12 protein-coding genes are annotated in these 13290 nt (G+C 52.1%); 1 reads left to right on the top strand and 11 read right to left on the bottom strand.

Annotation, left to right across the window (positions count from 1 at the left end; translation table 11 throughout):
* Window positions 1–62: 62 nt before the first annotated feature.
* From ACFSW5_RS06960 to ACFSW5_RS06935, 6 genes are all read right to left on the bottom strand, one after another.
* Window positions 63–1673, bottom strand: a complete 1611-nt coding sequence (locus ACFSW5_RS06960; RefSeq protein ID WP_379270678.1) for a helix-turn-helix domain-containing protein — start codon at window positions 1671–1673, stop codon at window positions 63–65.
* A gap of 13 nt (window positions 1674–1686) precedes the next feature.
* Window positions 1687–3423, bottom strand: a complete 1737-nt coding sequence (locus tag ACFSW5_RS06955; RefSeq protein WP_379270677.1) for a sensor histidine kinase — start codon at window positions 3421–3423, stop codon at window positions 1687–1689.
* A 170-nt stretch (window positions 3424–3593) separates the two neighbouring features.
* Complete coding sequence (locus ACFSW5_RS06950; RefSeq protein WP_379270676.1) at window positions 3594–4004, bottom strand: DUF6157 family protein; 411 nt, start codon at window positions 4002–4004, stop codon at window positions 3594–3596.
* The gene (locus ACFSW5_RS06945; protein WP_379270675.1) at window positions 4001–4315 is read right to left on the bottom strand and encodes a putative quinol monooxygenase; all 315 of its coding nucleotides are present in this window, start codon (window positions 4313–4315) and stop codon (window positions 4001–4003) included. Before ACFSW5_RS06945 ends, ACFSW5_RS06950 begins: the two co-directional genes overlap by 4 nt.
* Window positions 4308–5309 carry a helix-turn-helix transcriptional regulator gene (locus ACFSW5_RS06940; protein WP_379270674.1) on the bottom strand — a complete coding sequence of 334 codons (1002 nt, stop codon included), beginning with the start codon at window positions 5307–5309 and terminating at the stop codon, window positions 4308–4310. The genes ACFSW5_RS06945 and ACFSW5_RS06940 overlap by 8 nt, the downstream gene beginning before the upstream one ends.
* Before the next feature lie 124 nt (window positions 5310–5433).
* Entirely contained in the window at window positions 5434–6375 is a 942-nt protein-coding gene (locus ACFSW5_RS06935; protein ID WP_379270673.1) for a helix-turn-helix transcriptional regulator, read from the bottom strand.
* Between the two features lie 102 nt (window positions 6376–6477).
* Here ACFSW5_RS06935 and ACFSW5_RS06930 point away from each other — a divergent pair, with 102 nt between their 5' ends.
* Window positions 6478–7662, top strand: a complete 1185-nt coding sequence (locus tag ACFSW5_RS06930) for an MFS transporter (protein ID WP_379270672.1) — start codon at window positions 6478–6480, stop codon at window positions 7660–7662.
* Window positions 7663–7915: 253 nt separating this feature from the next.
* Here the strand turns inward: ACFSW5_RS06930 and ACFSW5_RS06925 are convergent, their stop codons facing one another.
* From ACFSW5_RS06925 to ACFSW5_RS06905, 5 genes are all read right to left on the bottom strand, one after another.
* Window positions 7916–8647 carry a ZIP family metal transporter gene (locus tag ACFSW5_RS06925; RefSeq protein ID WP_379270671.1) on the bottom strand — a complete coding sequence of 244 codons (732 nt, stop codon included), beginning with the start codon at window positions 8645–8647 and terminating at the stop codon, window positions 7916–7918.
* Window positions 8648–8803: 156 nt separating this feature from the next.
* Window positions 8804–9667 carry an SDR family oxidoreductase gene (locus ACFSW5_RS06920; protein WP_379270670.1) on the bottom strand — a complete coding sequence of 288 codons (864 nt, stop codon included), beginning with the start codon at window positions 9665–9667 and terminating at the stop codon, window positions 8804–8806.
* Window positions 9668–9893: 226 nt separating this feature from the next.
* Window positions 9894–10310 (bottom strand): Rrf2 family transcriptional regulator, encoded by a 417-nt coding sequence (locus tag ACFSW5_RS06915; RefSeq protein WP_379270669.1) that lies wholly within the window; start codon window positions 10308–10310, stop codon window positions 9894–9896.
* Window positions 10311–10417: 107 nt separating this feature from the next.
* Window positions 10418–11404 (bottom strand): cation diffusion facilitator family transporter, encoded by a 987-nt coding sequence (locus tag ACFSW5_RS06910; RefSeq protein ID WP_379270668.1) that lies wholly within the window; start codon window positions 11402–11404, stop codon window positions 10418–10420.
* A 152-nt stretch (window positions 11405–11556) separates the two neighbouring features.
* Window positions 11557–13038: an Lsa family ABC-F type ribosomal protection protein gene (locus tag ACFSW5_RS06905; protein ID WP_379270667.1), complete on the bottom strand. Its 1482-nt coding sequence runs from the start codon at window positions 13036–13038 to the stop codon at window positions 11557–11559.
* Between the last annotated feature and the right edge of the window lie 252 nt (window positions 13039–13290).

Raw genomic sequence — 13290 nt, 5'->3', positions numbered from 1 at the left:
CCATTCATCTTCTCCTATACAAAAAAGACTGCCCCGCATACGAAAGGGACAGCCCGGGACTATTAACTCTGTCGCGATTTTCGATACTCCTGCGGGTTCATAGACGTCGCTTTTTTGAACATTTTCGAGAAATGCGAATAATTGTTGTACCCGACCGCATAAGCAATTTCGGTTATCGGCATGCCGGTCTTGGACAACATCTCCTGCGCCGTTCGGATCCTCTCCTGCAGAACGTATTCCGAGATCGTCAGACCGGTCTCCTTCTTGAATATTCGGGTCAAATAATCGGGATTCAGGTTCACGTAGCCGGCAATGTCGTTGCGGGATATATCCTGATTGAGATGCAGCGAGATGTAGCTTTTCGCCTTGCTTACGACGGCGGCCGAGTTGTTCTCGAGGGGGGTGTGGAGATGCTTGCCGGCCTCCTCGATCATAGCGAATACCCACTGCGCCAGATCTTCAACGGAACGGGTAATGACCTTCAGCCGCGTGGACAGCAGCTTCTCGGGAAGCACTTGATGGGCGCGGAGCCCTTTGCAGTGCAGCTCATGGTAAACCAGCTGGAGAAAATCTTCATAAAAGCTTCGCAGCTGTAAGGCATCCAGCTCCTCGATCCGCTTTAGTCCTTCCATATAATGCTCGACGTCCGCACGCAGCTCCGCGATATAGCCGCGCTTAATCATTTCGCCCCAGCCGCCCATGGCCGGCATCTGAAGCTTGCCGCCGCCTCGCCGCAGCAAATGCGGATATAGAATCTCGTTGGTCCGGGTTACGTTCCGTTCTTCCGCCTCCGCAAGCCGTTCATATTGAGCCGGGAGTTCTTCGATCGGTACGGGCGTGCCGACGTAACAGCAAAGATCGCAGTAAAAATAACGGTTGCACGCCTCCATATACGCCTGCAGCTCGGCGTTAACCCGACCGCTGCATCTGGTCCCGCCCGCTTCCGCCTTTACGACGGCCACAAGCGCCCCGCTCTTCACTTGAATCAATTGCCCGCCGGCTTCCCGGATGAAGGCGACTTCTTCCAGCGAATTGCGCAGCGCATATTCCATTATTTTCTCTTCGCGCAGCGACAACGGTTTATGCCAACGTTGAATGCTGATCAAGACGGCAAGGTAACGCTCCGTTTCGTCGTAAGGAATATTTTGCTTGGCCAGCCGCTGTGCGATTTCCGTTTTGTTCGACAGAATGGTGCGTTGCAGCAGGTCCTGCCAGAACCGTTCGACTACCATCGGCTGATAAGATTCCCACAAACGGTAATAATGCTCGTACGTTTGCTCGAACTTGCTTTTCTCCTTTTCCTTCATCACTTTTTGCACGGCTTTGCGCACCGCGTGCTCCAACTCGTTGAAGCGAACAGGTTTAAGCATATAATCCATACTGCCGAGCTGAATCGCTTTTTGCGCATAAGCAAAATCGGCATGACAGGTCAGAAACAATGACTCCGTCTCCGGAAAATGCTCCTTCACCCACGTCAAAAGCTGAAAGCCGTCGCCTTCCGGCATTTCGATATCGCATATCATCACTTCGATCGGTTGCGAAGCAAGGATGTCTTTGGCTTGCCGAATGTTGAACGCCTCATAAACGTGGACAAAACCGAGCTTGTCCCATTCCACCCCCGCTTTGATCCCCCGTACGGCATGGATTTCATCGTCTACGATCAACAGCTGCATCGCGCCATCCCCCTTATCCGGCTTCGCGTACGGACGGTATTCGAACTTCAACGACGGCTCCCTCGATCTCGGCGTTCGATAACCGGACTTGCGCCTGATCTTTGTACAGCAGTCTTAGCCTTCGCTGAACGTTCCATATGCCGATATGTTCGCCTTCGTGGACAAGCCGCTCGTTCTGCTTGCGAAGCGCGGTCAGCACCTCCTGCGGAAACCCTCTGCCCGTATCGCGGACGCATATGCGCAAATGGCCGTCCCCGTCCTTCGTCACCGCAATCCCGATATGGATCGGCTTATCCATGCTGACCGCGTGTCTGATCGTATTTTCCACAAATGTCTGGATGACGAGCGGAGGCACGTTCTCGAAGCTAAGCTCATCCGGAACGGATACGTCGAAGGTCAGCATGCCGGGGAATCGCATCTCTTGAATGCGCAAATAGTTCACCGTATGCTCGATCTCGTCCCGAAGCGCCACGAAGGACAAGTTGCTGCGAAACATGAACCGGAAATAGCCGACCAGGGAGTGCGCCATCTCCTGGATGAGCTTATAATCTTTGACTTGCGCCAAGTTATAAATAATGTTCAAGGAGTTCAGGAAAAAATGGGGGTTGATTTGCAATTGCAGATGTTTCAGCTCCGCTTTCTGCAGGTTCAGCTGCTCTTCCATGACGTTCACTTTCAATTCCTGAATTTGCGAAAGCATCCGGTTGAACGTATCGGTCATGACCGCAAATTCAAATGCCGATGGACGATAGTTGATGCGGACGTCCAAATTTCCGTCTTCGGCTCGCCTCATCGCCATCACGATGCGGTTGACGGGCGTCAAAATATGCTTGCGCAATGCAAACAAGCCAAGTGGGAGCAAAATAATCGCCCCGATCGAGATGAACCATACGATCCAGCGGAGAAACGGCAAATTCGCCAATATGGTACTGTCCGGAATGGCCGCGAATAAACCGAATTTCCCTCTCGCCGACCATTCGCTCACGATCATGAACTTTTCGTCCGAGCCGGTAAGCTCGTAATCCGGACCGGTAAAGCTTAGATCGATTCGATGTTCCTGAATGAACAACCGGTTCGTCATCGGCTCGAAACGGTCCGTCGCCAAAAAAGCTTTGCCTTTGTCGCCCAACCTCAGCAAATTAAGGGGAACCATCAAGTCTTGGACGTTTCCCCATGCGCCTATATAGACGCCGCCGTACTGAATGACGCGCATTAAATTATATTCGCTGCCTATCCGGCGCACGAACCATTCCTCATACGACAGCTCCGGATTGCCTTCGGATTGCAGCAAATCGACGATATTGCTCTGAATGCCGAGCTGCACGCCGTAATCCGTCTGGTTTTCGGCGACGATGATCAAATCTTTGTTGGCCGGAGAATAAACGAAAAACATGTCGATCGTTTTGTAATTCGGCAAATCCCGCTTCAGCTTGTTGTAGAGCTGAATGCGTTCGAAGGAATAGGCGTCGGGATTGCGTTCCCTCGCCGTTTCCAACACCAGCAAGCCGGTTTCGAGCGAAGCGATACCGAACAAGTATTTGTCGATTTCTTCCAAATTGCGGTCGATTTGCCCCATATACAAGCTGATCAGGTTTTTGTTGGACTGCGCGACTTGACTGCGGACGACTTGAATGGCGTACAAATTGTTGTAAATCATGAAGGCGATAACGGGGATGACGATGATGACGAAGCTGAAAATTAACTTAAACCGCAGCGTTTTGAACAGGATCGGGTTTCGCAACATGTTCATTTCCGCCTTCTATTCCCCTTTCCGGATTAGGAATGTAAGGAAATTATAACATCAATGAAAGCGTTATCAACAGTAAATCGAAATCCTCCCGCGACAAAGACGCTTCCATAACTGCGGCTGCAAAGGGCCGTTATCCGCAAAAAAAGCCGCACGGCGGCGGCTTGCGGGCGCTAATTGCGGCTTTGGCGCATAGCTTTTACATGTTTTAAGTTCGGATCGTCCTTTAATCGCCGATAATCGTCGGATTCGACGGCGTACAGCGCGACCTTTCCTTGCGAGTCGCAATGAATTCCCCACCCGTAACGTTTGCCGAGCGACGATGTTCGAAGACAGGGCTGGCCTTTGGAGAAAAACTTCTCCCGTTCGGCTTGCTTCCGTTGTTCGGTTATGCCGTTTCGAACCGCAAACACTTCGAACAGCACATCCTCCTGCGTGTACCGGTAAGGATGGTTCGCAATCATTTCATATTGCAAAACCGGTACCGACTTGACGCCGCCTTTCGCTTTCGGGACTTCGGCCGTCTCTACGGGGCAATCTTCGGCTACTTCGATGAACGTGTCGTAGTTATTCTGGTCCTTCATGCCGTACCACCAAATCCTTTGCCCCCAAGCGGCCGGACTTTTATCGGTGTGACGCCGGCGATTAAAGGCCGGCAGCGCCCGATGACCTCGAGCACTTTTTCATTCTTCAAGGACGCCGCATGCGCCTCCTCGCTCTCCCACAGTTCCGTAACCCACAAGTCGTCGGGATGGTCTTCGTCCGCATGCAAAATGTAATGGATGCAGCCTTCCATACCGTTCAGCGTTTCGCTTGATTCCAGCATCCTGTTCGCAAGCTCGTCCCTTTTGCCCGGATGCGCGGTTAGCTTTCCGAACATGGCATATTTACTCATGGCTCACGATCCTTTCTTCCTTCAATTCGCGTAACATTTCTTCGTAATGCGCCTGCATGCGGGCGCATGTCTCGGCCATTCTGCCGGCGAGCTTCTCCGACTCGATCTGCAATGCCGTACCGTACGGCATCAGAAAATAAGGAACGTAAGTTTCCAGCGTCGCAACGTCCAAACGAAATACGGCTTCTTCGGGCTTGCGCGCGACAAGAGCATGTCCGAACAGCCAATGCTCGCATAATTCGTTAAGCACTTGCTCCTTACCCTTAATCCGAACGCTCTCGAACTCCCCGGGCCCGGACGGATCGGAAAGCAGACTGCCGAGCAGATGCTCTTTCGCGGAGAACCCTTCCGGACGCTGAAACCGTTCTCCGGTCTCCCGCAAGCTCCGAATCCGGTCGACGCGAAAGCTTCTCACCTCGCCCCGGCGACCGCAATGCCCGACAGCGTACCATCTTCCTTTCCAAAAGACGATGCCGTAAGGATCGACCGGCCTCGGAGACGGCTTCTCCCCCCTGCCCTTGTCGTATACCATTTCCAGCGTTTGTCCCTGTCCGGCCGCCTCTTCCAGCATTTGCAGGAGCGCTTGGTATTTGCCGTCCGTCGGAGGATAAATAACCGATAAAGCGCCGCCATGCCGCTCCAGCGAATCCAATTGCCGTTCGTTCGCGTAACGCTTCAGCTTGTTCACAGCGCGGGTCAACGCTTCCGAATAAGGGTACCCGGCCTCTTTCGCAAAGGTCGCGGCATGCACGAGCCCCTTCTGCTCCTCCGTGTCGAAGAAAAGCGGAGAAACGGCAAAACGATCAAGAATGCTGTAGCCTCCGTTGGGTCCCGAGTCCGCGACGATCGGCACCCCGCTGGCGCACAGCGAATCGATGCACCGATAGACGGTCCGCACGTTAATTTCCAGTTCGTCCGCGAGCTGCTTGGCGGTCATCCGCTTGCCCGAGCGAAGCATCCAGAGGATCGACAACATGTTGTCCGCTTTCGGCATAGTCCTACCTTCTTTCCAATTTAACGCCTCGTACAAGCTTGGTTTGCATTCATTATAACCTTCAATCCCTGACAAAAACAGTCAGTTATTTTGGAGCAGAATCGTTCGAATGCGCCTTTAAATTTCAGCCGTACCGTTCCAGCAATTTCGAAAGCCTCGCCCTGATCGAGATCTTCAGTTCTTCCGGCTCCTGCAGGACGGCATGTTCCCCTAACCCGATGAAAAGCTCCGCGAAATAAGGAAGATCGTCCCGCGACACGTCCCCATCGATAAAGCCGGTTCCGTTCTCTTGGATTCGCAGCATGGGAGCAAGCCACAGCTCGGCTTCCAGACGCTGAACGCCGGCTTCGTCCAGTTCCGCCCGCAAGCGGAACGAGTTTGACGGCTTAACGGTTTCCCGCCTTCTCGTCGGAACGTTCCTTAGATCAAGCGGCTCGACGGATTCGTCGTATTCGGCCTTGCTTATCCGGTCGCAGCGGAACACCCGAATCTCTTCGCGCTGGAAACAATAAGCCGTGCAATACCAGAGGCCGTTATTCGCGTAAATGCATACCGGCTGGATTCGCCGGCACTTACTTCCCTCCTCCTTCGACTCGTATTCGACGGAGAGCACCTTCTGACGCACGGCCGCTTCAAGGATAACGGATAAGCACGGGGCTTCGGCATGTCTGGTGGGCGTTACGAAATCGACCCGCTCCTTCATGCTGTCGATTCGATCCCGTACGTCTCCGGGCATATACCGATAGAACTTGCCGAGCGCCGAAGCGGACTCCTTCTCGAACGGCAGCGAGGAGTAATGGCGCAAGGCATGCACCGCAAAAAAGATGGCAACAGCCTCTTCCTCCATAAAGGCGATAGGCGGCAGCACTCTCTCTCTCAAAACCTGATAGCCTCCATGCGGGCCCACTTCCGAATATAAAGGAACGCCAAGCTCGCTTAATTCCTGCAAATCCCGCAAAATCGTACGCTTCGAGACCCCGAACTCGTCGGCAAGCTCCTGTACTTTAAACACCCGTTTCCGATTAACGGTCATCATCAGGTCCATCAATCGTTTGGATTTCGACATCGCGACCGCTCCTTTGCAATCGATTCTAAATCTATGACAACTTCTGTCACTATTATGCCTTACACTGAACCTCGATAACAAATGAATTAGGAGCGATACTTCATGCGTTTCTCGATTTTGCTGTTTTTTCTAATCATGTTCATGATCGGAACGGACACGTTTCTCATCTCGCCTATGCTCCCGACGCTGCAGACGGAATTTGGCGTATCGACGGGGATGGCGGGTTGGATGCTCGGCGCCTATACGCTTGGTTCCGCCGTATTTGCCCTGATCGCCGGCCCTTTGTCCGACGGCTGGAACCGGAAGACCGTGCTGCTCTGCGGGATGCTCGGCTTCTCCGTGTCGACGATTCTGTGCGGCTTCGCGGACAGCTTCTGGACGATGTGCTTGTTCCGGTTTCTCGCCGGCGTCAGCGCGGCGTTTACCGCTCCGCAAGTATGGGCCTCCATTCCCGTCGTAATGCCTCCGTCGCAAATATCGAAAACGATGGGCATCGCCTTTTCCGGACTTGCGACTGCCCAGGCTTTTGGCGTGCCGATCGGAAGCTGGCTTGCGGCCGCAAGCTGGTCCGTTCCGTTCTGGACGATCGGAGCGGCTTCGATGCCGCTTATGGCCTTCGTTTACTTCAAGCTGCCCGATATGAAACCTCGTGCGCAGGAGAAGCCTTCTATTCTTAGCCGATATGTGCCTTTGATTAAAAGCGGGAAAGCGCGGAGCGGGTTTTTCGCCTATCTGCTGCTTCACTTGGGGAGCGGCACCGCCTTTGCATTTATCGGAAAATGGTTGGCCGACAGCTTTCAGCTTCCCGTGGGGCATATCGGCACGGTCATGATGTTTCTTGGCATCGGCACTTTGCTGGGAAGCGTCGTTAGTTCTTACGCAACTAGAAAGCTCGGCAACGTAAATGCGGTCATTGCCGGGATGTCGTTCGTTATTTTGCTTTACGCGGTGTTGCCCCGAATGTCGAGCTTGCCTGTCGTAACCGTCGGTTTCCTGCTCTTGTTCGCAACGCTTGGGGTTGTGTTTCCAACGGTCATGGAGGCTCTTACCGCGCTGAACGCAGCGATTCGGGGGACGATTTCCAGCTTGGCCAACTCGACGATGAACGCGGCTAACACGCTTGGCGCCTGGATCGCCGGGGCGATTTACGCACAATACGGCGGCTACTCGTCAATCGGCGTCTTCTCGGCGGCTTGCCTTGCGTTATCGCTTGTGGTGTTCTTCTATGGCGGGGTAATGGGGAATAAAAGAACTCCATCTCGAGAGCAAACGGCCTCCTCATCCTAAGTTTACAAAAACGGCCCTTGCGGGCAGCGCAAGCTTTCCGCAAGGACCGTTTTGTTCGATACGTTGCCAGTTCATTCGGCGAACCTATGAGGTGCAATTTTGCACTCCATGGGACGCCTTTGCGTCCAGCCCGCGCCAACGTGGTGCAATTTTGCACCTCGTAGGGCAAGGATATGAAACTCACTCCCCTATGGACCGGACTTCTTGACCTCACTGCATGGAATGAGCGGTTACGCACAAATTTGTCTGCTCATTAGCCGAACCAATAGCTGATGTACAGCATCATCAACAATCCCATAATAAAAGAGTAGGTCGACGGCCGCTCGAAGCCGTGGCCGTGACTCTCGGGAATGAGCTCCTTGTAGGCGATAAAAAGCATCGCGCCGGCCGCAAACGCAAGGCCTCCGCCGATCATGCTTTGCACGTAGCTCGCCGTAAAATAACCGGCCACGGCCGAGACCGCCTCCATTAAGCCCGTTAGCATCACGATCAAAAACGACTTCCATTTCCCCGCGTTCGAACGGATAAGGAAGACGGCCAGTATAAGACCCTCGGGAATATTTTGCGCGCCGATCGATATCGCGACCATCGGACCCAAGCCTTCGTTCCGGCTGGCGTAACTGAAGCCGGTGCTGAGCCCTTCCGGGATATTATGAATGAACAACGCGATGATAACGAGCAGCGTCTTGGCATCGAACGACTGAATCCGCGCTTGATTTTCAACGTCGATGTGCGGGACGTTTTTTTCGATAAGATCCAGTACGACGATGCCAAGCAGAAGGCCGACGGTCAGCGCGACAATTCCCGACTCCTCGATCGACTGCGGCAGTAAGCCAAAGGTAGAAGCCGAGACCATAATTCCGGCCGTAAAAGCGACGAGAATGTCCTTCCATTTTTCGGACAGCTTGCGGATGAAAAAAATCGGGGCGGCTCCGAGCACCGTCGCCATGGCCGATATAAAACTTCCGATTAAAGCCGAAATCAAAACGAAGCTCCTCTCCAAATAAAATGATGTTAACGATCGCTTACGTTTTCCTTAAGATTAGGTTTTTTAGAGGAACGTTGTCAATCTTTTTGGCCTCGGCCACACTAAAAAAATCGGCTCCCCTCCATCGGGAGGAAAGCCGATTGCGATGCATGATTAAGCAATGCTGCCGACAAGCCGGCTCAAAGCTTCGGTGATTGGAGTCAACGGACGGCCGAGCAGCTTCTCGAAATCGTTGCTTTCAACCTCCAGCGTGCCTTCCCGAATACCCGTTTGAATCGCCGTCAGTATCGGAACGACGAAGTCCGGAACGCCCGCTTTTTTCATGATTTCTCCATAGGTCTCATCGTCGACCTGCTGAACGGGAATATCCTTCCCCAGAACGGTTGCGAGAGCGGATACCAGTTCTTCCTGCGTCAACGGCTTGCCCGACAGCTCGTAGACCGTATGCTCGTGACCGCTGCCTGCGAGTACGGCTGCCGCCGCTTCCGCATATTCCTGCTGCAGCGCCCAGCCAACTTTGCCGGATCCTGCGGACGTCACCCAAGGAGCCCCTGCCAGCACCCCTTGGATGCTCGAAATCTCGTTCTCCAGATACCAGTTGTTGCGCAGGAACGAATATGGGATGCCGTTTTTCAGAATGGCTTCTTCCGTTACTTTGTGCACTTCGGCAAGAAATAATTTGCTTTCGCGGGCGTTCGCGACGCTTGTATAGGCGATGAAGCCTACCTTCGCTCGGGCGGCCGCTTCAACCGCATTCGTATGTTGACGAATTCTCGTTTCATTGTCCCCGTCGGCGGAAATGATCAGCAGCCGGTCAATCCCTGCAAAAGCCGTATCCAACGTTTCCGGGCGGTCAAAGTCTCCCTGCCGGACTTCTACTCCCTTTGCGCGGAGATGTTCGGCTTTCTGCGGATTCCGGACGCTTACGGCCAGTTCGTTCGCCGGAACGGTTTTCAGCAGCGTCTCTACTACTTTCGAGCCCAGTTTCCCTGTAGCGCCTGTAACTAAAATTTTCATCGAAAATTCCTCCCATATTGATGTAATCTTTTATGTTATAACTTTAAGTGTTACAACAAATCTATATGAAAAGCTCCGATTCGGAGCGTTTCCACGAAGTATGACCCTGCGTTAGAGGCTGCTTTTCATGCCGATCAGCAATGATCTTCATCCGCTTAGCTCTCGAATGAACTTAAACATGCTGATTCGGTAAGTAAAGCTCCGATTCGGAGCGTTTCCACTAAGCTTATTTTTCAAACTTTCCCAACAGCTGAGCTATCGAGGAACGGGCCAGCCTTTGTTCCATAGCGGATTGGGCTTCATTCAGTTCCTCTTGCAGCACTTGCTCGATATTTCGCCCGACAGGGCAAGCAATATTGGGGTTTTCATGGATGCGGAACAGCCCTTCCTCCTCCGTCGCTCTCACAGCACGGTAAACGTCAAGAAGCGAAATCTCGTCGGGCTCTTTAAGCAAAACAGCGCCTCCTACCCCTGCACGAACGTCTATTAAACCGGCTTTCTTTAACATCCCCATAATTCTGCGGATCACAACGGGATTCGTATTTACGCTGCTCGCGATAAAGTCCCCGGTGCATTCGTTAGGACTGAATGCGATCAGCGTAAGGGTATGAACAGCCATGGAAAAGCGCGTACTGATTTGCATTTGTATCACCACCCGTTGTAACCATTATAGTTATAACTATGGCGATTGTCAAACCAATGAACAAGCCGCTTTCCGCCGCCAAGTTGTTGCAGCTTACATACACGCATCTAAACTTTCAATTCGGCATGCTGCAAATCGGACTTTTCGACCTGAATCGTCGTATGCTGGATTTTAAACGTGTCCTCAATCAGCTGAATTGCTTTCTTCAAGACGGCCTGCTCGTCTTCTTCGTCTCGAATGAGCAGATGGCAGCTAAGCGAATCCAGCCCGGAGGTGATCGTCCAAATATGAAGGTCATGTACGTCTAAGACCCCTTCGATGCCAAGAAGCGTCTCCTTCACCTTAACCGCATCCACCGCAATGGGCGTTCCTTCCATTAAGATGTGAATCGCCGTCTTCGTGACGCCCCACGCGCTTTTTAAAATCAGCACCGTGACGAAGACGCTAATGATCGGATCGGCGATATACCAGGAAGTGAGCGACATCACGACGCCGGCTGCGATCGCGCCGACCGATCCCAACGCATCGCCGATGACATGCAGATAAGCGCTGCGTACGTTGATGTTCTCCTTTACGTCGCTTTTGCGCATCAGAAACCATGCGCTGAGCAGATTGGCGAGCAAACCGATTCCGGAAATGATCATCATCGAGCCGCTGGCGACCTCAGGCGGTTCGCTAAACCGCTTAATCGCTTCCCATAGGATAAACCCGGAGATGACGAATAATGCAGCTCCGTTCAACAAAGCGGCGAGAATTTCAAACCGGTAAAATCCGTAGGATTTGCTTGGAGACGCGGGTTTTGCCGCAAACCACATGGCGAACAAACTTAAAGCGAGCGCCCCGGCGTCGCTCAGCATATGGCCGGCGTCCGACAGCAAAGCCAGGCTGTTGGTCAGCAGTCCTCCGGCTAGTTCCAATGCCATAATCCCGACGGTGATCGTGAAGGCGATCGTCAGCCCCGTCTTGTTGTTTGGCGCATGAGCGTGGGCATGGCCGTGATGTCCATGATGTCCATGATGTCCGTGACCGTCATGCGTATGCCCATGATGATCATGCTCATCATGCTTACGGTTATGAGGATGAATGACTGCCATAAGGGTGCCTCCTATTAACATATGAATAATTGTTCATATGTATTATATATCGAGCTGGAATTACCTGCAATCCATCCGGCAAAAAAAATCCTCCACGCTTCAGCGGGAGGAATCCGTATGCAAGAGCGGCAAAATCGTCGCCTCGCCCCTCGTCATGAAAGCTCGACGAGCTTGGTGGCAATATTGTCGCAAAATTCCCGGTCGTGCTCGACGAACAGGATGGTCGGCTTATATTCAAGGAGCAATTCTTCGATTTGGATTCGCGAGATGACATCGATATAATTAAGCGGTTCGTCCCAAATATGCAAATGAACGTTCTCGCACAGGCTGCGGGCGATCAGCACCTTCTTCTTCTGGCCGCCGCTAAAGGCCGAGATATCCTTCTCGAATTGAACCCTGGAGAAATCGAGCTTTCTTAATATCGATTTGAACAGGCTTTCGTCAATTCCGCTGTTTCGGGCATAGTCCGTCAAATTGCCTTGCAAATGGGAAGTATCTTGCGGCACATACGATATTTTCAGCTGGCTTCCTTTTCGGAACGTACCGTCATAGGCGATCGGTTCGCCGCAAATCAGCTTCAATAAGCTTGATTTGCCCGAGCCGTTTTTGCCGAGAAGCGCAATCCGGTCCCCTTGCTCGATCGTAAAGCTGACGGGCTCGCAAACCGCCTTGCCGCCGTAAACGACCGAAACTTTATCCAGCTCGGCTAACCGGCTTTTATGGTAAACGAGCTGCGATATTTTGAGCGTATCGGCGCTTTCGATATTTTTCAGAAGCTTCGATTTCTCTTCCATTGCCGCTTGCTGTCTGTGCTCAATGGATTTGGACCGCTTCATCATTTTGGCGGCCTTGTGGCCGATATACCCTTTATCCACCTTGGAACCCGAGTTGGTCGTACCGTTTTTCGTCTTTTCGACCTCGTGCGACCAATTGCTCGTTCGCTTCGCCGCTTCGGAAAGCCTCTTGATATCCTTCTTCAGCTTTTCGTTCTCCGCAAGCTCAAACTGGTCTTGTCTCTGTTTATTTTCCCACCAGTCGGAGAAATTGCCCTTCTGGATGTCGATCCCCGCTTTATTGATCGATAGAATGTGATCGACGCAATGATCCAGAAAAGCTCTGTCGTGAGATACGAGAATAAATCCGCTTTTGGCGCGAAGATATTCGCTGACCAGCTTTCTTGCTTCCATATCCAGATGGTTCGTCGGCTCGTCGATTAACAGGAAGCTGTTTTCCTTCAAAAACAAGGCGGCGAGCAGCACTTTCGTTTGCTCTCCGTTCGATAACGACTCGAAAGAGCGGTACAAAACATCCTCCCCGACCTTTAGCAGCGAAAGCTCCCGCGCTAATATCCAGTATTCATAGTCCGGGTAAATATTTTCGACGACATCGATCGTATTCATCTCTTTGCGTTCGACATGGAACGGGAAATATTCGAAGCCGACTTGAGCGGAAATCGTCCCGCCGTATTCGTATTTGCCGAGCAGCAAGTTAAGAAAGGTTGTTTTGCCCCTTCCGTTTCTTCCCGTAAATCCCAGCTTCCAATCGGTGTCGATCTGGAAACTCGTATTTTCGAATATGTTATCGTAGCTGCCATCGTAAGCAAACGTCAAATTCGCAACGTTAATTAATGACATGAGACGGCCCCTCCTCCGTAAAAATAATAAAAGCCGCAAGAAAGTTACTTTTCTTGCAGCTCAAATAAATACGAAGAATCCGCCGCGTTAATTACGCAGCTGGGACCGGGATATTTGCTTTGAGTGAAAAGAGAATGTAACTTTCTTGCATGAGAAATAAAACACGCGATATAAATCGCTTGGTTGTTTTATCGTCAGCAAGAAATGTCCATCCTTTTCATCTCCCATTCATAATTTCCAATATTATACCAT

Source organism: Paenibacillus thailandensis (assembly GCF_042685365.1).
Taxonomy (GTDB): domain Bacteria; phylum Bacillota; class Bacilli; order Paenibacillales; family Paenibacillaceae; genus Paenibacillus_AP; species Paenibacillus_AP thailandensis.
Note: the sequence above shows the minus strand (reverse complement) of the source record. Positions and strands in the feature narration are given on the sequence as shown.